This is a genomic window from Novosphingobium hassiacum, assembly GCF_014196055.1.
Lineage (GTDB): Bacteria > Pseudomonadota > Alphaproteobacteria > Sphingomonadales > Sphingomonadaceae > Novosphingobium > Novosphingobium hassiacum.
Window position 1 is genome coordinate 1 of sequence record NZ_JACICY010000012.1, and the last position, 18940, is coordinate 18940.

The window sequence follows — 18940 nt, forward strand, 5'->3', positions numbered from 1 at the left end:
CTGGTCAGTACGGATCTGAGTTCGGAGATCAGTTCGCAATCGGTATTCGGCATTGACGGCTCCTCTGCTGGTCAAACGACAGCAGAGGTTCGTCGAGAAATAATGCGGAGCAAAGTCTGTCGCAAACTGGCGATATCTTGCGGATTTGAGGCGCTAAAACTGCGTTCCTTCACATTATCGTCACCTCGTGATTAATGAAGATCCTGCGCGGGGACAAGACCGCCATCCTGCACGCGGCCGCCAAGGCCGAGCAGGCGGTCAAGTGGCTGCGCCAGTTCGATCCGGCGCTCGGTTCGACCCTGCCCAGCGAACTCAAGGAGGCGGCCTGACGGCGGCCGGGAAGCGGAGGCACTACGATCGCTCGCACGGCGAACGGGAAGGGGAGGGGGTGGGAGCCCGGTGCGCCAGGGGGCGCAAAGGGAGACTTCACCGATGAACTACGATCTCGACTTCCGCTATCGCCGTGCCCTGCAGCCTGATGGCCTCGCCACCATTGCCACCGCCACCCAGGCCGTGGTCGATGCCATGCAGGACGCACGCAACGCCGGTATCGATCCGGCACGCGATCCCGCGACCATCCTGCTCGCGCGCCACGTCGGCCGCATCGCGCTCGGCCACGCGCCCGATGAAACCTTTGCCGAAGACCTGCCGCTGCGCCGGCAGTGCCTCGCTAAAATCGACGAACTGAAATCGAAGCCCGCTCTCGTGGCACTCGCGCGGCGCGGAATCGGCTACGATCCCGAAGCCAAGCGCGCCTTCCACCGCGAAGCACGCTCGGCTCTGCGGGTCGCGGCGCGCCACCTTGGGCTGGAGCCCGACCAGTTCGACCTGCGCAGCAACTTCGCCGGTCCTGCCGTCTCGGGCGAGATCACGCTCCACGGCGACGAGATCTACGTCCAGGTCTCGATCCCCTGCGTCCGCCCGGGCCGCGAGGTGATGTTCCGCCGATGCAAGGGCCGTCAGGATTACCTGGGGATGAGCAATCACTTCTGCGACATCGCCGTCCTTGCTGCACCGCAGAGCTTCCGCGCGCTCGTCGTTCGCGAGACCGGCCTTTCCATCAATCCGCGCCAACAGGCGCTCGTCTAGGAGGCAAGCCCATGGGTTGGCTATTCATGTCCCGCGGCGGCATGGCCCCGTTTGCCACGCCGAAAGCCTATCTCGACAACCAGTGCACCTATCCGCCGGAGCCCGAGAAGGGCCGGGAAACCGGCCTGCGCGTCCTGAAGTCGACCGTTCGTTCGGGCGCCTACTACGCCGCTTGCCAGAGCTATGACCACGAACGTCCGCGCGAGACTTTCGCGATTATCTGCCTCGTTAAGTGGAACCCCGGCGCGCGCAGCGGAGAAGAGTTCGGTTACAAAGACATGAGCGAGACGATGGGCCCCTATAGCTACGACTGCCCGGCCTCGATCCTCGATCTGCTCGGGCCACCCGGCAACGAATATGCCGCCCAGTGGCGGGAGCACTGCCGCCAGCGCCTCGCGTTGACTTCACGCCGCAAGCCGGCGCCGGGTGACATGCTGGTGCTCGCCGAGCCGCTGACGTTTACCGATGGGCACAGCGAAAGGAATTTTCGGGTGGTCCAGTCGGGCAGGAAGACCATCCTGCGCCGCGTTGGCGACGGGGTCGGCGTGAAGATCAGCAAGCTGATGAGCCGTGCCTGGACGATCGTTCCGCCCCCGGCGGCACCGTCGGCGCTGTGACCCGGCATCAAGTGAGCAGCGCCATGACCGAACCCGCCCCTCCTGCGCGCTCGTCCAAGCGCGCGCGCCTCTGCAGCATCGAAAACGCCAACCGGATTGCAACCAAAGTCGCCGAGCATGTCCAGAGCGATACCGCCGTGGTGAAGACCGGAAACCCGCTGCAGCCGTTCCGCGTGGTCCTGGCGAGCAAGGCGGCACCGGGACGCACCGTCTCGCGGGTCCTCACCTGCAATGACGATGACCCTTGAAGTTCAGTAAGCCTCAGGGCCCCGCTCGACGAACCACGATCGCCCCAATTCGAAATCGGGGCTGGCCGACACGAGCGGGCCATCCGGAGCTTCGGCGACATAAGGCGAAACCAGATCCTTGCGTCGAACGCGTGAGCGGCTGAGCCAGGCTGCGATGCGCCCGCGCGCCTTGAGGAGCGTTAGTAACCAATCCATCGCCTCGGCCATCTCGACCACGCCGCGCCCAGCGAGGCAGTAGTAGATCGCCCGCTGGAAATCGTCACACTGGGTGCTGAGGATCCCGGCGAGCTTTGCACGCCCGCCGGGCGCATTTTCATGCACGAGTGAAACCGCTTCGCGCAATTCTCGCACCGACAGGTAAGCATCGTCCACGCTGACCCCGATGCATAGCGCCGCGATCGCCCGTCGCACCGGCTGCAGGTTCATGTCGCATGAGGCATCGCGAAGCACGATGTCGAGATCGAAACGGTCGAGGTGGCTGGAAGCGGGCATAGAGAGATCCTTTCCGAAAGAACGTATCGTGAACGCTCAAGCGCCGTCAACTGGTGGGCGGAGGGGAGGGGGAGCGCATCGGTTGATCACTGAAAAGGAGAGTTTGATGCAACAGCTTGCCCCGGCGGCCACTGGTAATACCGATCGAACCGCTGAGCTTGCGGCGCTCAACGATGCTGCTCGCACGGGGTCGCTTGCGACCTCGAAAACCGTGTTCACGCGTGCGCTTGCAGATATTCTTGCAGGTGAAGACCCCGACCCGGGCACGCGGCAGCTCAACCTGATGATGGGCCAGAGTTCCCTGCGTCGGCTCATCAACGAGACGCCGATCGATCCGGGCAACGATCCGCATGGCGAGCGCGACTTCGGTGTGGTTGAATTTGAGGGTCACAAGATCTTCTGGAAGGTCGACGTCTACGCCAACGATGGAACGCGCTCCTGGGGCTCGGAAACACCATGGGACGCTCAGCTAAGCTTTCGGATCGTGACGATCATGCTGGCGAGTGATTGGTGACGTGATGAGCCGATATTCATTGAAACCACTGCCTAACCGTACTGATTTGTTCGAGGTGGCGGTCGGATGGGATCCGGGCCTGAGCACCTACTTTGCCATAGTGTTTGGCGCTCCAGAGATTGCCTGCGAGCCCAAAGTGTTGCTCTGGCGTGGACGGTCGTACTGCGAGATCTACGGAGTCGCGGAACTGCTCGACATTGTGCGGGAGTTTGCCGAAGTGGCTCCAGGATTGCAATGCCGATTGGATGCCGACCGAAGCGCCGAGCCCACTAGCTAAGGTAACCCGCTTGCCATTCGCTAGTAGGAGACCCACAGCGACAGGAGAGCTTTACTGCCCTGCCAGTCTGTTCCGACCCTAACGAAGCCCGAACGCGCAAGGTTGTTGCACATGGTATTGTTGTCGGTCGTGGCAAAGAGGGGGCCATCGATTGCTTCGGTACTCGCCTTGACTAGATCGCCGGAGAGCCTTTGGCCGCGCCAATCGCTATGGACGACGACATACCCAAGTTCCGGCGCATCCTCAAATCCGTCGATCGATGCGCCGGCATTCGCAAACCGGCTTTCGCGATAGTGTCGCAGCGGTGTCTTAAGAGCGCCGACGCCAACGATGCGTCCTCCCTCAGCTTCGCGCAATAGGGTTGTAATTCTGGTCCGACGAAGTCTCTGTAGGATGTCCTCGAGGCTGCCTTGAATGGCGCCGCCTGATTTGACGAGTTCCGCGACGGCACGCTTGTCGGAAAGACTCAAGTCAGCAAATCTGCCGGACCAAACTGCGAGCCGGTTCCCGAATTCGGGCCCTCCGCTCATCACTTGGTCGGCCGATAGTAAATAGCGTAGAGCATGGCTACACTTAGCGAGCGTCTTGCGGCAGGCATAGGTTTTAAAGCACAGCGGGCGGCAATTCCGTGGGGCAACACTGGATTTCTAGCAGTTCTGGCGTTTCCGAGCCTCGCCGACGATAGCAGTTGATGGGGGCCTCCGATTGAGTTCCGGATGACGCGTAATCAATCGGACGCTACACAGATCGTCAAAATTGGGGGGAGATGCAATTGTCTGATTCGGATGCCGATTTGCCGGATGCGTCACCCGTACGCGCACTTCACTTGTTAACTACTGACCTGCTTCTTGCAGAACTGGTTTCCGGACGTCCAATCGCCACAGATGAAGGTCACCGGCTGGCGCTTGAGAGCGATGCCGCCCGCGGCGTACTGTCCTGGTATCGCGGTGCACGGGCCAAGTGGGCGGGGAATGTCATGACGCCCGACTGCGAAGCAATCATAACCAGTATCAGCGCAACTCCAGCCCAGGTGCCACCCCCAGCCGTTGCCGTTGATCGGGAGCGCCGGGTTCTCCGGCTTGCAAAGATCGTCGCTCACAGATTTGCCGGCCTCCACGCATACGGGTCGGCAGACGAGCCGAGCACGGATTTCGTGTTCGAACCAAACAGCCCTATCACTGTCTTCGAAGGCTGGAACGGGTCGGGCAAGACCAGCCTAATGAATTCGGTGATCTGGTGCCTCACCGGAAAACTGCTTCGGCCGCAGCGATTGCCCGAAAGCGGTGACGCCGAATTCGACTGCGAGATCGATCGTGGGGCGACAGATGCCTCGCAGCACAAGATCAGTGCGGTGACACCGCTGCCGAGCGCTCAGCACTGGACACCTGCGGCTGCCGCCAAAACTGTCCCTGCTGACACCTGGGTTGAGCTGACCTTTGAATTGGAGGACGGGACGCGCCTTCCGCCAATCCGAAGGACGCAGTCACGAAGGACAAACGGCAAGCTAGAAGAGGTCGGGCCTAGTGCGGTTGATCTGGGCCTTGATCCGATCGCTTTCAACCTCGGCACTACCATGCCCGGTCTGCTGCCCTACCTGCAGGTCGGCAACCCATCGGAATTGGGGTTGGCTGTGGCTAAGCTGACAGGTCTTTCCGAACTAGTAGCTCTTGCGAAGCACGCCACGCGTGCCAGAGCAAAGATTGCGGGAGACATTACCCAAGAGCGCAAAACCGAGCTCGAGCGGATCGAGGCAGACTATCGGCAGCATCGCAGCGATCTCGAGCAGCGTGTTTCGGAATTCCCGGAAATGGCGCCTGTTACTGCTCTCCCAGTGATTACTGACGAGCCAGCAGAGTTCATCACGCTAGGACAGCATTTTGAGGACCTGAAGGCCAGCGGCCTCGCGCATGCTAGAGACGTGCTCGGCGATACGTTTGATGCCTCGGAAGCAGCGCAGCGGCAGAGCTTGGAGCAATGCATCGCACCTGCGCTGGAACAGGTTCGCCGGTTGTCACAGCTGCCATCGATGGAACGGCTGGGCGCTCTCAAACTGGAGACCAATGCCCGCCAAGAGGTGGATTCCCTCATTGATCGTCTGTTCGAGGAAGCGGCGACACTTGAGGAACTATCGGCGAACCCGGTGCTGGAGCGCCGAACCCAGCTTTACGCGCGCGTCACAGACTGGATGCGCGAGCATGGGAAGGCGCATGATGATCATTGCGCTGTTTGCCAACATTCCCTCGCAGGCGTAGTCGATGCTGAGACAGGTGGTCTGGTCTCCGAGCATCTTCGTCAGGTTGCTGAGGACAGTGAAATCCTGTCCAAGACCGTCACCCAATGGGCGGAGGCCTGGACCGGCAAACTAGCCCGGGATCTGCCCGATGCACTTCGACGTGACCTGCAAAAGGATCTGCCAGAGGCTCCCAGTGCGATTTTGCGAGCCGCCTTACTGGACGACCTTTTCAGCACCGAAGGCTTCACAGGTGTCCTCGCCTCGCTGCGGCGCAAGGTGGAAGCGCTAACCGACCAAGCGATGATGGGCCTGCCTGCGTTCACGGAACCGGCGCAACGGGTTCTGCCCAGCCGGGTTAGCGCCCATGCGGAAAAGCTGAGCAAGACATTGAACCGTTTGATCCGGGCGTTGGCATTTGTCGATTGGATGGCGATCCATCGCGACGAACTTGTTGCTGCGCTTGAAGAGGTTCGCGGCAAAACCGATGGTGGCGATGGTCAGGCGACGGGCCTCAGAGAACAGCTGACGCGCCTCGATGCCATAGTCAAAGGCGTCGCGCCCATCAACGCGGCCATCGACCTGTCGAAACGCATGAGCACCGCTCAGGCCGCGCACAAGCGCAAGCTGAAAGCGATTGAAGATTGCGGGACCGCCGCAGCGGCGCTTGACGAGATTATCCCCGTCGGCGGTCTTGCCACCGCGCAGGTTGAAGGTTTGCAGGCCCGTCTGCATGATCGGGCGGAGTATTGGCGAAACGCGATTTACCAGAACGCGACAACCCTATCCCCCAAACCGCACCGAACCGGGATGACACCCCAAGGCACTATCGCAATCCAGGTCGGGCGTGATGGTGTTCATGCACCAGCACAGCATGTGTCGAACGCCTCTGCTCTGAGGGCGTCACTATTGGGCTTCTATCTCGCGTTCCGTGAACATGTCCTTAGGACAGATGGCGGCCTCTCACTTATGATCCTTGATGATCCCCAAGATCTTCTCGACTATGACAATCGTGCTCGCCTAGCGCGGGCGTTGGACCAGCTGGCAGCGGATGGCGCACAGATTCTGACGACTACATATGACAGGAGCTTTGGCCGTATCCTCGTGGCCGAGGCACGAGGCAGCAATCGCGTAGAGCACCGTGCTGTTCATCCGGTGCACGCATCTCGCGGTACCCTAGAGACGTCCCTGGCTATCGAAGATTTGGATCGGAAGCGAAACGAGTTCGTCTCAAATGTTGATTCGGCGCCTCATGCTCAGGACTACGCCAATCAAGCTCGTATTTTTCTTGAGGCACGCCTCGGGGACTTGTTCGACGACCCAGCCTATCCAGCGTTTTCCGCTCCAACCGACGCGCCAACTTTGATGCCACTAGTGGGACGGCTGCGCTCGCTGGTCACGGCTCGCGGCAATGAGCTTTTCCGTAGCCCCGTACTATCGCGATTCTGCGATGACCCTGCATTAGCTGACGGCGCTGAGCCGCGGCGGGTACTTAACCAGGCACACCACCGCGATGCCAATGCTTTGACCTACGTTGATGTACAGAACGTCGATTCAGACTTGAAGCGGCTGCGCTCGGGAGTTGAACGCGTTCACGAGGAATTCCGACGCTATCGCTGGCGGGAGCCGCTTCAGGAGGCTGTTCCAGACAATGTTGTACCTCTGACTGTCGTCTCGGCACCCGCGTTCAATGTCCCCATCGTTCAGGACATTGCAGCATTCAGCCGCCACGTACCGAGCGGCGGCAGCCAAGATGATAGTCTGGAGATGCTCTCCAGCCAGTGGTTCGATGACAAGTCACTATTCTACGTTCGCAGAGACACGATGGGCTTCACAATTCCTGCCGGATCCATCGCGATCGTGGAGGCCGCGCCTTCGTCTCCGGCCGATCATGACCTAGTTATCGGTCGACGCGGAACGCAGGCTTTCGCTCGTAGGCTTTTACGCCCACGTAACGGCGAAGGATACTCCTTGGCTGCTGAAGCGACCGACCCTCGCAGTGGCCGACCGACACTGGCCTTCGACAATCACGAGCTCGATCTGCACCGTGTCGTGGGAGCTCTCTTCGTTCAAGTTCCGCCGCCAGCTGGGCGGGAAGAGGCGGTTCTACTCGAAGGACATCCCGCCCTCGGACGTGTTGAGGTCGCGTACCGCGTCAGAGAAGACAGCGCCGTTCCACGGGTGATGCCCGGTCAGATTATCCTCGGTGGCGCGGTTCTGACCCCAGATCAACTCGATGCCATGGAAGGTGAGATGGTCGCGGTAACACTGGAGGATGGCGACAGCATTCTGAAGCGGATCGGTGCACCGCTGTCGAGAAGTATGCCATATTTGCGGCAGTTCGAAACTATCGGTGGCCTTGGAGCCTCTGTAGTTCTTGCAACCGAACGGGTCGAAGGGGCACCGGACCTGCCGATGATGCTAAACGCCCGCCTAGTACTGGGAGTCGTCTACATCACGTAGGGGATCAAAACCTGCGCTTCACTCAAATCTTCTCGACAATATAGGGTTGGTTCTGACCTTTTGTGTTTGGCTCAATTGGGGACCATGCCCGCGAGCTCACGGATCAGCTTGGTCATCGGTTCACGAAGAGGTTCGTGTCGCCGGATCCAAAGCCGACGTAGGAGTTCTTCCGGCACATAAGCATCGTATTTCTCAACTACGAGATTTTCCACGAACCGACCCAAGTCTTCTATCGGAGGGCAACCATCGAGCGATGCTATCACATCAACAGCGTCATCGATTGGACAACCGGTCAAAGTGATTCCGACATCGAATGTCTCGCAGGCGAAGCCCATTGACGTGAGCAGCACGGCGAGCAGAGCATTTGCTGATGTACCTCGCCAAGTAAGGACGTGCGTCGCGGAGCCCGCATCGATGAAGTGGGATTTCTGTAGAACGAGCTGGGCGAAGGCCGCGCGGCCCGCTGCCAAGAATTCTTTGGCATTGTCGTCGAGATAGTCTGGGAGTTCATGGCTCAGAAAAACAGCCAGCATTTCCGCTGCGAGGCGGTCATGGACAGGCTCTTGACCGAGGCGATCGAACTTTGGAACACGCCCCGCGCTATGTGCTACGACTTCAACAACCTTCGCTCTGTCATCCACATCGGTTGCCCGCCAACGACGTCCCGCAAACCCAATTATTGATCCGACAACAAGCGCGTTGACGATCGGCAGCGTTCCAAGTGTTCGTCCGGTATGGACAAGGCGCCATTCCTCGTCAGTCGCGAAGTTGGCATAAAATTCTCGCGATGCAGTTAGCCTTTCACCTTCTGCGCCGAGCATTAGCGAACCGTCGGGTGCTTGCTCAATCAATGCCGCATCGCCATTGCCCATTCCTCGGAGCAGGTCGACGAAATCGGTCTTCGTGAGTGTTGTGAATGGTCCTTGTCGGCATAAGGTCAGGTACAGTTTCCCGGCGCTGAGGGCACCCAACTGGACGATCAATGACAGAATCTGGTGGACACTGACCGAGAGCAGTGCCGGGTCGGTTTCAGGGGGCTCAACGAACTTCGATCGAAGCAGGTTCAGAGCGGCCACGGCCTGGATTACGGGAAAGTGCAATTTGTCCAGCGGATCTGCGTCCGCAGCTGGATATGGTTCACGCAAATAATTTCGGAAGATCGCGCTGGATCCCTCACGCCGACCTGACCGGCCTAGCCGTTGCCGTAATGATGCGAGCGAGCGCGGCGCGCCAAGCTGCGACACTGCAACGACCGAACCTATATCGATACCGAGTTCCAACGTGGTTGTCGCAACTGCCGTAGTTGGCAGGCGTCCGTCCTTCAATCGCAGCTCGAGTTCCTCTCGCAAGCCTTTGCTCAAACTGCCATGATGAGGGAAGAACTCGTTTGGCACATGCGCATTCTCGCTGATCATGCGGAGGCGGTCGGCTAAGGTTTCGACATTGGCCCGAGAACCGGCAAAGAAGAGGTTGTTGCTCCCACGTAGAGCTTCAAATGCGTGTTGAGCGATCTTAGCCAATGCGGATCCAGCGAGCGGATCATCAATCATCACATCACCGCTAGGATCGCCTTCGGGTGGTTCCACATAAGTCCGGACTTGCACCTTAAGCGGTGGGGCGCCGCCTGCAACTGCAAGGATTTGCGCTGGCTTTGGCGCGGTTCCGCTCAACCATCGCGCGGCAAATTCGAGATCGCCTATTGTAGCCGACAATCCCACTCGCCGTGGTCGCCGATCATTGAGTAACTCGATCCGATTGAGCAAGCTCGACAGGTGCAGACCTCTTGGTCCCTGAAGAAAGGAATGAAGTTCGTCGATGATGATTGCATCGAGCACGCCGAAAAGCGCTTCCGCAGTTGCTGGGCGCCGCAACAGCATCGCCTCGATCGATTCTGGGGTAATCAGCACCACGCCGGCGGGCGCCTTCATGACCTTGGTCTTGGGGCCTTGCGGAGCGTCGCCGTGCCAGCGAACAAGTGGTAATTCGATCTTATCGCACAGATCCTCAAGACGGCGGAACTGATCGTTGATCAATGCCTTGAGCGGTGCGACGTAAAGAATGGCGACACCAGGCTGCTCACGCGTCGCTGAAGAGCCGAGGAGCGGCAAGAAGGCAGCTTCGGTTTTGCCGGCAGCAGTCGCGGCTGAAATCAGGACGTCCTCGTCGCTGCCACAGATTGCAGCAATTGCCTGCTCTTGCACATCTCGCAAACGAGACCAGCCCTGCTGTCTGACCCAGCGCTGGATCTGCGGATGAAGCAGATCGAACCCGGAACCGCCTTCAGAGCTCGAACGTGGCAAGCTGATCATCGCCGTCAATTGCAGTGGCAACGTCTTCGCCAGGATCGTCATCCACCGAAACACTTCCGATCAACGTTCGCCAATCGAGACCAGGGTTCTGCTCCAAGATTGCAAGGAGCTGGACGAAAGCCTTGATGGTGTTGCGGGGCGTCCGGAAATAGGCTTCGCCAATGCGTTGGCTGCAATGCGCCATGAATGCGTCGAGTGCTTCATCCGGTACGAGATGGTTCGCCGGGTCACCTAAAGCAAAGATCGCACGGATGTTGCCTAACAGGATCAAAAATTCTTCAGGCGAAAGATTCTGCAAACGCACAACTGGTCCGCTCAAGTCCACTAACCCGGGTGTGGCAAACTGGTTCTCTGCAAGACGGGATTGCAGGGCCTCATAGCTGTAGAGCCCGCGACGGCTGTCCATGAGGAATTCAGGCGTGCCACCAAAAACGAAGCCAAGCCCTTCGGAATTGCCCTGAAGCATATCGTTGACCATGCGCAGGATCTGCTCAAAATTTTGGTTTCGTGCTTGGGAGCTCTGCAATTTATAGATGTTGACCATCTCGTCGAACACGACAAGCAATCCGGTGTAGCCAGCGAGACGAGTGAAGCAAGCAAGGAGCTTCAAGCTGTCGTAAACATCGGCGTCGTCGATGATTGATCGCACCCCTAGAGCTTGCCGCGCCTCGGTTTTCGTCGGAAACTCAGCGCGCAGCCAACGCAGTGCCGAATTCTTCAAGGCCTCGTTACCATCCTCACTGCCCTGCCAGTAACTCTTGAGCACATGTGCAAAATCGTGACCGCCCACCAGCTCTTGGATCGAAGCGAGCCGTTCATCGATGACCTGTTCCACGGGCCGTTTTTCGGTGTGCGCCACCTTCACGCAGTCGCTAATGAAGCGTTCGACAACGCTGGGTAGTGCGCCGCCATCCGGTTTGGTCCGTGTCGCCATGTTGCGGATCGCTTCAGCATAAAGTCCGCGCGCCTGACCGCCGGTCGCGTGAATGCGACGATCGGGAGCTAGGTCGGCGTGAATGGTAACGCACCGACGTTCCAGCGCGATGAGCCGCACGAGGCTCAGGAAGAAGGTTTTACCGGCACCGTATTCGCCGATGACGAACCTGCATGATGAACCGCCGTCGGCAATCCGGTCTATGTCCTTGATCAGAGCTCCAACCTCAAGCATCCGCCCGACCTGAATGTGCTGCAAGCCCACCCGCGGGACAACGCCAGCAGCGAGTGCTTGGACTATTGTGTCGCGGTCGCGAGGCCGAATTGGTGTTCGCTCGGTCATGCGTAAGCCATGCTCCTGATTTTCTCGATAAGGTGCGGTTGAATCGAAACGATATCTTCGCATTCGATCGCGATGTCGTCGAGGGCGTCAAAAGCCCAATCGTTTATGGTTTCAATGGCTCCGTCGGGAAGCAGCCGTTGTGTACGACAAAGGGCCTCAAAAGTTTCGGCTTCAACCGGTTGTTCCGCGAGCTGCAGAAGTACGTGCGAGTGTGCGGCATCAAGGCCAGGCAGGCTCCGTTCATCTGGCTGAGTTTGGGCCGCAGGTTGTGTCGAGACCACTTCCTCTTCACGGAAAATGTTCGACAGCATGCTCGCAACAGCGGTTGTCTCCTGCCGAAGCCGCTCCAATCTCTCGCCATCAACAGCGTGCGTCGGTTTGTTGGTGCTTGCGCGTTGCGATCGAGGGCTGTCTACTCCCGCGTGCAGCCTCGCATAAACCTCGTCCTGTGACTTCCCAAGTGACTTGTAGAGCCCTTCCAGAAAGCGGACTTCGGAAGGCAATACGCGTTGATCAGCAAGGATTGCGCGAACGGCAGTGGTCAACACCCGGTCTTTCTCAGCCTCAGGCAGCGCAAGCAGCCGAGTGGTCGCAGCGCGCATTTTTGAAGGATTCGATGCCAACGCCTGTGCGTGAGCGCGCAATCTATGATGGTCGCTCGAATCCAGCCCTGCAATTTGTGCGACGTCTTCGAGGATCACGCTCATTTCCGCGTCGACGACCTGGTCGTCTGCCTTTGCAGCTAGAACCGCAATTTCGACCATCGTGCGGGCCGAACGGTACTCATCACGGTCTTGATGCGCCTTCATCGGCTTAGCCATTTCGAACAGGCACAACATTGTGTCGTCGCTTAGAGTGGGGGCTGGGCCAAATCGCTTGTCTGGTTCGAAGCCGATATGCATTGCATCTAGGATTTCTGGCAGGCGCTTGGACAAGAACGCCCTTCGATCTTCGGCCAGCGGCCCTGGTTTCCCTGCCAGCACTTCCAATACTTCACCAAGAGGCTTCTGCGCCAAACCGTCTTTGCTCGTTCCGTCAAATAGGCGAGTTCGCGCTGCCGTGAGGATTGTCTTGGCGCTATCATCCAGCGCCTCAGCTGGACAAAGTGCAGCAGCGAGCAAGGTCGCACGCTCTTCTGGATTTCGGCCTAGGAACCGGCTGAGCGGGTCGAGTGCCTCAGTGCATTCCGTCAGCAAAGCTTCCAGCTTGGTTACAGGCCCTGCGATAGCTCCAATATCAGGCAAGTCCTCTATATCGGCTTGAGCGTTGAACTCGCTGCTTGCTGCTCGATAATTGAATTGCAGACGCGTTTTACCTCCGCGGACCTTGATGCCGTCGGGGAACCGTTCGGTGAAGCGATAGCGCCACAACGCGCAGAACTGATCAAAGCAGCGACTAACGGCGGTTCGCGGATAGAGCTGCGGATGCGTCAAAGCCCAGCACAAAGCGTCATCGGGGTCTATTGCTACCCCGTCACGGACTTTGCGCCCAAGCCGCACCCGGATGCCAATGGGGATTTCCCAACCTCGCCGCATGTCGAGCGAGATTGCATTGTCCATGGGTGCAATGTTGAAGACCAGTTCGCCGGCCTCAATCAGCGCGCCGCAATAATTGCGGAATGAGTGGTTGTCGCCATAGAGATCAAGCAGGCGTCGCGCTTCCGCAAGGATCGCGTGTGCATCCTTCTCGCTCTTCTCCGCGATCAAGCGACGCTCGAGCCCATAGAAATAGACGAAAACGTACCCCATGGGTGCGTTTGGCGCGCACCGCCCGGAAGCCAGCCATTCTAGATATGCTCGACGTGCTGAGGGCGTTAATTCGCTATAGTTCGGCCAGTAACCCAGAGTGGTCCCCAGCGAGTCTGGATCGGACGCGACCGACAGCGTCGGATCCACAAGTGCTCGATGGTTCAACCGTCGATCGGCTTTCCCGTAGTAAAGGAGCTCACCTTGGAATTTGATCCCTGCCACCTCCACCGCGGTTGGCTCGGAGATCCAATGCGCAGCTGGTGCAGGAGCGAATGGCTTGGCGAGCTTCGCGATGAAGCTTTGAGACGTTTCCCTTCTCGGGGCGGGCAATGACTGAGGCTTCGCCGTCGAGACTGGCCGATGGCCGTAACCAACGGCCGCCATTCGCGCATCGTCTAGCTTGGTATGGGCATACCCACGAACATAAAACTGACCATCCCTACCCAGTTTGATGCCAGGTTCGATTTCAGCCCAGCTCTCTTTGGGGCCGCTGTACGCTACGGGTTGGGGAGAATTGTTGGAAAAGCCGACGGTTGCCTCGTTTGAGCTAATGGCCTGTGAAGATGCGACTGCTCCTCGGCGCCGTTGCGCATAATTCTCAGCCTGTGCCCTAGTAATGAATGTATAGCCACCGGACATGAAGCGACCATCCGAGGTTGGAGTGACATCGTATTTGTCAGCCCTAGTACTCATCGAAGGGACGCGATTTTCTGAGGCCTGCTCCTCTGAGGCTGGATCTGCCCGCCCTTCGATAGCAGCGTTTCTCCGCTCGCCATCGTTCTCTTCAATTGATCGCCGCGAAAAACGTCGATCCTCGGTGACGCCGAACTGGTAGGCTTCCCGGTAACTGCCGAATGCCACTCCAACACATTCGAAGCTCCCGTCCGGCAAACGCAGCACACCATTCTGGTCGCGGGCTGGCCGCTCGTGCAGAGCTTGAAGGTCATCTTCGGACGACATGCCGACCGGGCCGGACGCTGAATTGGCCGCCTCGGGTGTTTCGCCATATCGGTTCCTCCCCTGTTCGCCCCGCAGCGCCATGAGTCCAAGAGAAATGGCCAATAAGGCCATCCCCACCAGCGGTTGGATGAAAAGCGCTGCATAGCCAGCGATGTTGATCGAAACGAGCCAACCACTTCTACCTTGGTCATGTAGGCGGCGCACCTGCAGTGCAAACCATGGCACTGCTGTAACTGCCCACCAGAAAACGTATGCCAGCGCCCAAGTCGGAGTTGCTTTGGAGCCTGATTCCGCGCTGAGGCCGGTAAGAAGGACCGTGGTGACAAATACAGCAACCGAAAGTGCAAAGAACCACCAAAACTCGCGCGCGCTCGCACGTCCGGAAAAGTCCGAGTACTTTCGAAAAGGTGTTAACGCGTTGTGCATGCAGCTGAAATTCACCTATGCTGCGGCAATGTCAAACATCACTGCAATCTTGACTCAATGACACTTCCATTCACGCCTTTTCGAACGCTGAAGCCATTGGGAACAGCCTGCTGAACCAGCGGCACATGTGAAATCAATCCGACGGATCGGCGGTCACCCACGATGTCTTGCAGGACCTGCAGAACCTGATCCAGCGTGCCAGCGTCGTTCTCGGTATCCAAACTGCCGAAGCCTTCATCGATGAAGATTGTGTCGAGCCTTATGGCTCCGTGGGTCATTTCAACAACATCAGAAAGGCCAAGCGCCAGAGAGAGCGCTGCGATGAACGTTTCGCCCCCCGACAGCGTTATGATCTCACGTGCCCGGCCCGTTTGGATATCGTGAACGCGCACATCGAGGCCGCGCTTCGATCGCCCGCCGACACTCACAGTGTCCCGCTCGAACCGATATCGACCACCGGTCATCGGATCGAGTCTCAGATTTGCGGCTTCCAGGACTTGGTCGAACATGGCGCCGATGGCAAACGTCTCAAGGGTGGTCCGCAACTCGTTTTGCCCATCGAAGGCTTCGGCCAGACCGCGCAACGAGCCGGACGATTGCTCGAGGCTCTGCAGGTTCTTCAATTCGTCGGCCAAACTGGTCTGCAGCTCCAGAAGCGAGCGATGCTTCTGCTGTGCTTCGGCGCTATGCCTTGAGGCATCGTTAGCCGTTGCCTGCGCTTGATTGCAGCTGAGCCGGAACGGCTCCATAGCGGGTCGCTGCGCACTGCCGACCGCATTCCTTGCCGCTATTTGCCGTCCCCGCGCTGCCGCCAGATCCTTGTCGAATTCGACAATCGACCCTTCCAGCTCCCCGATCAAATCGATGTCGGGAATGGCAGCGCGATAAGCATCTTCGGAAATCCCGAGCTCGATCAGTCGCGACTCGAATTCAGCCTGCTTCCTTTCGACTGCATCCGCACAATCGTTGAGCGAAGCCGAGGCGTTCTGAAGGACGGCCTCGGCCTTGATCCGAGCGGCCTGGGAACTCTGTTGTTGCTCCAGGGCGTCAGCGATCGCTTTTTTGCGCCGATCGAGATCGGCTCTTGCGGCGTCAATTGCGGCCTGCAGCACCGTAGCGTCGCGCAGCGTCTCCGGAACGGAAGCGATGCGATCAGCATAACCTTGGCGGGACAAGGCTTCGGCAGTCGTTGCGTCGCCCAAAGTGGAATTGGCTTGCTGAAGCTTGGTCGCGGCTGTCAGCTTGCGATCACGCAGTTCGTCCACCTCCTTTGCGAGGAGGGTCACATCGGCGACGCCGCCAAGCTTTTCGATTGCGGCGAGGGCATGCTGATACTCGGTGTCGATCTCGCTGATGCCGCGCTGCGGCACCACAAGATCTGATACTGTCGCCTGGCGCGCCTCCAGCGTTGCCTTGGTCGAACTGGCGCGCGATTGAGCCTCGCGATCAATTTTCGCGGCAGCGATGGAAGCGGACTGCGCCCCTCGCCATGCTTTCTCCAGAAGGCCCGCATCACCTGTCCCGTGAGCAGGTTGAGGATGATCGCTGCCGCCGCAGACCGGGCAAGGCACACCGTCTTCCAGCCGCTCGGCAAGAACGCTCGCCTGGGCGGAAATGTAGTCGCTTTCGCGCGCGGCTTCCTCTTCACCGGCGTGATGATATCGGGTTTGCGCGTCCAATGCCGCAGCTGCTGCAGCGTCGTACTCAGCCTGCGCCTTCTCCAGTGCCTGGGTGGCACTAAGATGTGCATGCGCGCCATCAAGTTCGATCTTCAGCTTATCGCGCCGCCCGATCAAACCCTGCCGCTCAAGAGCATCGCGTTGCGCAGCAGCAAAGGCGGCGGACTTTTCCTCGAAGGTCCGCTCGGCCTGCTGTTGATCCAAGGCGGCCTGGTCATGCCCCTGCTTCGCACTGTCCAAAGCGCCCAGAGCCTTTTCATGCTCCGTGAGGCGCTCGGCTGAATCGACCAACACTTGCTTGTGGCGGCCCATTTCGTCGACCTTGCGCGCCAAGGTCTCGATTTCATGTTCCTGGGACCGCAGGTCGGCCAGCAAAGCAATCGCAGCCGATGCTGCGTCGCGGGCATGAACTTCTGCGTCGCTGGCGCTGGCCTTGGCGGTTACGGCCGCAGCATGGCGCTTACGAGCGTCCGTCAGACTACTGTCGAGATCTGCCATGCGTCGTGCCAGCTCCGCACGGGACTTACGCGCGCGGACGGCATCGAATTCAAGAAGCTTGCCTTCCAGCTGTTCCAGCGCAGCGCCAGCGGCTTCCACTTCTACAAACAGTTTTTCTTGGGAAACCGCTGCTGCAAAGGCATTGTTTGCCAAGGTGAGCACCGCCGATGTCTCGGCGACAGCCAACTGGCTGAGTTCGTATTGCTCAAGCGCGGACGCAATCCCGGCGCGGAGTTCATCCGAGCTGGCAAAGCCTTCTGCCGCGAGACGCTGCCCGTTCAAACGATAGCCGTCTTCGATCTCGCGCCGGATATCAGCAGCGTCCACTTTGAGTTTTTCCGTTAACTTCCGGTACAGTGACACGTCGAACAGTTCGCGCAGGATCTCGAGCCGGTCCTTGCTGTTAGAAACGAGGAACCTTTCAAAGCGGCCTTGCGGGAGCAGCACGATCTGACGAAACTGCTGAGCGCCGTAGCCGAGTAGCTCCTCAACAAGCCGCGCGACATCGCCGACCTTGCGCTCGGCGAGCGGGACGCCGCAGCAGTCGGGGCTCACATCGTCGATTGCGACTGATGACACGTCGAAGAGCCAGGCTGCATGCGGCTGCATGGTTTGCCCTTCCCCTCTGGTCTTCGGGCGGGGCTGGTCGGGGCACCGCCGGACGTAATAGCGCTTGGTACCAAGCTCGAACTGCAGGGTTACTTCGGTCAACAGATCGTCGGGTGCAAAGTCCGAACGCATCGTGCCGATGCCCTGTTCTTCCTTCGCACCTTCGCCGAACAGGGCAAAGGCGATCGCGCTGAAGATCGACGACTTGCCCGATCCCGTCGGTCCGTAGATCCCGAAAAGACCAGCGTCCGTGGCTTCGCGGAAATCGATGCTCTCGGTGCCGCCGTACGGTCCAAAAGCACTCAAGGTCAGCTTGATCGGCCTCATTGACCTACCTCCGTCGTCGCGAACGCATTGAGCGCGGAGGCTACGATTCCCGATTCTGCTTCAGACAGCGGGTCGCCCCGAACAATATCAAGGAATGTCGAGGCAAGTGCGTGCGGATCGTCTATCGCCGCTCGTTGCTCCTCCAGGCGCTGCGCAACGGGCCGCTCATTCCGTTCATAGGCGAGCTGGACCGCATTGGGGTAGAGTGCCCGGATTCGTTTCATCGGGTCGATTTGCGGGGTTTCGTCCGTCAGAACCACACGGACGAGATCGTTGGACATCTCGGTAGCAGCCAGCAGTTCCAGAAGCCTGCCACGGATCGTTCGCACATGCCGCAGCGGTTTGATGGGGAATTCGGTGACCTCGACGCTTCCGTCAGGTGCAAGGTCGATAAGGCTGACGGACTTCTCCTGGCCTTCTTCATCGAACCCGAAAGCCAGCGGCGCGCCTGAATAGCGAACATGATTGAGTCCTACCGATTGCGGACGGTGCAGGTGCCCCAGCGCAACATAGTTCGCCCCGTCGAATGCGGCCGAAGATACAGTTTCAATCCCGCCGACCATCCGCATGAGCGGGCGCTCGCTCTCGCTCGTGGCGGCACCATCTACGAATGCATGGGCAACCACGACCCAGCGCATTCCATCGGCAACGTGTTTGCGCGCGCTGGCGAGCTGGGCACGAATAACATCGGCCGGGCATGCAATGTCCTCGTCTTCGAAGCACAGCCGCGCCGCATATTCGAAAGCGAACGGTAGAGCGGAAATCGCTACCGGGCCATGAGCGTCGGATAGCACCAACGGCCTTTCATCCTCATCCAATGGACCTCGCACGATGGCTTCGCCGTCGGTTGCAAGCACACCCAATGCTCCGATCTGCGCCGCTGAGTCGTGATTGCCCGCAATCAACACGATGGCGGCGGACGACGTTGCTCTTACCGTTCTCAGAAATTCGGAGAGTCTCTTCAGCGCGTTCTGGGGCGGGTTGGCCCTGTCGAAGATGTCGCCCGCGACAATGAAAACGTCTGGCTGATGATCATCGATTATCGACAGGATCTGGACGAGTGCGTGATCATGGTCGTCCTCCAGCGCGACCCCGTGGAATTGGCGGCCCAGATGCCAGTCACTTGTGTGCAAAATGCGCATTCGCAGAACCTCGAATCTCAATACGTATAAAATTTA

14 protein-coding genes are annotated in these 18940 nt (G+C 59.1%); 7 read left to right on the forward strand and 7 right to left on the reverse strand.

Features of this window, described 5'->3' with window-relative positions; all coding sequences use genetic code 11:
• The 5 genes from GGQ88_RS21110 to GGQ88_RS17590 all read left to right on the forward strand — a co-directional run.
• The coding region (locus GGQ88_RS21110; RefSeq protein ID WP_221214755.1) for a hypothetical protein at positions 1-195 on the forward strand (195 nt) is incomplete at its 5' end.
• On the forward strand, positions 195-329 hold the full coding sequence (locus GGQ88_RS21570; RefSeq protein ID WP_281372513.1) for a hypothetical protein: 135 nt from the start codon (positions 195-197) through the stop codon (positions 327-329). The genes GGQ88_RS21110 and GGQ88_RS21570, both read left to right, overlap by 1 nt.
• Before the next feature lie 103 nt (positions 330-432).
• A complete protein-coding gene (locus tag GGQ88_RS17580) occupies positions 433-1089 on the forward strand; it encodes a hypothetical protein (RefSeq protein ID WP_183614783.1) in 657 nt (218 codons plus the stop codon).
• An 11-nt stretch (positions 1090-1100) separates the two neighbouring features.
• On the forward strand, positions 1101-1706 hold the full coding sequence (locus tag GGQ88_RS17585; RefSeq protein ID WP_183614784.1) for a DUF6927 domain-containing protein: 606 nt from the start codon (positions 1101-1103) through the stop codon (positions 1704-1706).
• A gap of 23 nt (positions 1707-1729) precedes the next feature.
• A complete protein-coding gene (locus GGQ88_RS17590) occupies positions 1730-1954 on the forward strand; it encodes a hypothetical protein (RefSeq protein ID WP_183614785.1) in 225 nt (74 codons plus the stop codon).
• A gap of 3 nt (positions 1955-1957) precedes the next feature.
• On the opposite strand, the gene GGQ88_RS17595 is transcribed toward GGQ88_RS17590, so the two are convergent.
• Positions 1958-2446: a hypothetical protein gene (locus tag GGQ88_RS17595; RefSeq protein ID WP_183614786.1), complete on the reverse strand. Its 489-nt coding sequence runs from the start codon at positions 2444-2446 to the stop codon at positions 1958-1960.
• Between the two features lie 106 nt (positions 2447-2552).
• On the opposite strand from GGQ88_RS17595, the gene GGQ88_RS17600 reads away from it, so the two are divergent.
• The gene (locus tag GGQ88_RS17600) at positions 2553-2960 is read left to right on the forward strand and encodes a DUF3768 domain-containing protein (RefSeq protein ID WP_183614787.1); all 408 of its coding nucleotides are present in this window, start codon (positions 2553-2555) and stop codon (positions 2958-2960) included.
• A gap of 297 nt (positions 2961-3257) precedes the next feature.
• On the opposite strand, the gene GGQ88_RS17605 is transcribed toward GGQ88_RS17600, so the two are convergent.
• Positions 3258-3707: a hypothetical protein gene (locus tag GGQ88_RS17605; protein ID WP_183614788.1), complete on the reverse strand. Its 450-nt coding sequence runs from the start codon at positions 3705-3707 to the stop codon at positions 3258-3260.
• 302 nt (positions 3708-4009) lie between these two features.
• On the opposite strand from GGQ88_RS17605, the gene GGQ88_RS17610 reads away from it, so the two are divergent.
• Positions 4010-7930, forward strand: coding sequence for an ATP-binding protein (locus GGQ88_RS17610; protein WP_183614789.1), 3921 nt, complete (start codon positions 4010-4012; stop codon positions 7928-7930).
• Between the two features lie 71 nt (positions 7931-8001).
• Here the strand turns inward: GGQ88_RS17610 and GGQ88_RS17615 are convergent, their stop codons facing one another.
• Genes GGQ88_RS17615 through GGQ88_RS17635 form a run of 5 tightly spaced genes read right to left on the reverse strand, consistent with a single transcriptional unit; the run spans position 8002 to position 18904 of the window.
• The gene (locus GGQ88_RS17615; RefSeq protein WP_246386266.1) at positions 8002-10281 is read right to left on the reverse strand and encodes a DEAD/DEAH box helicase; all 2280 of its coding nucleotides are present in this window, start codon (positions 10279-10281) and stop codon (positions 8002-8004) included.
• Entirely contained in the window at positions 10211-11515 is a 1305-nt protein-coding gene (locus GGQ88_RS17620) for an ATP-binding protein (protein ID WP_183614790.1), read from the reverse strand. The genes GGQ88_RS17615 and GGQ88_RS17620 overlap by 71 nt, the downstream gene beginning before the upstream one ends.
• On the reverse strand, positions 11512-14649 hold the full coding sequence (locus GGQ88_RS17625) for a TerB N-terminal domain-containing protein (RefSeq protein ID WP_183614791.1): 3138 nt from the start codon (positions 14647-14649) through the stop codon (positions 11512-11514). The genes GGQ88_RS17620 and GGQ88_RS17625 overlap by 4 nt, the downstream gene beginning before the upstream one ends.
• A gap of 38 nt (positions 14650-14687) precedes the next feature.
• Positions 14688-17762 carry an AAA family ATPase gene (locus GGQ88_RS17630; RefSeq protein WP_183614792.1) on the reverse strand — a complete coding sequence of 1025 codons (3075 nt, stop codon included), beginning with the start codon at positions 17760-17762 and terminating at the stop codon, positions 14688-14690.
• The gene (locus tag GGQ88_RS17635; protein WP_183614793.1) at positions 17759-18904 is read right to left on the reverse strand and encodes an exonuclease SbcCD subunit D; all 1146 of its coding nucleotides are present in this window, start codon (positions 18902-18904) and stop codon (positions 17759-17761) included. Before GGQ88_RS17635 ends, GGQ88_RS17630 begins: the two co-directional genes overlap by 4 nt.
• Positions 18905-18940: the final 36 nt, after the last annotated feature.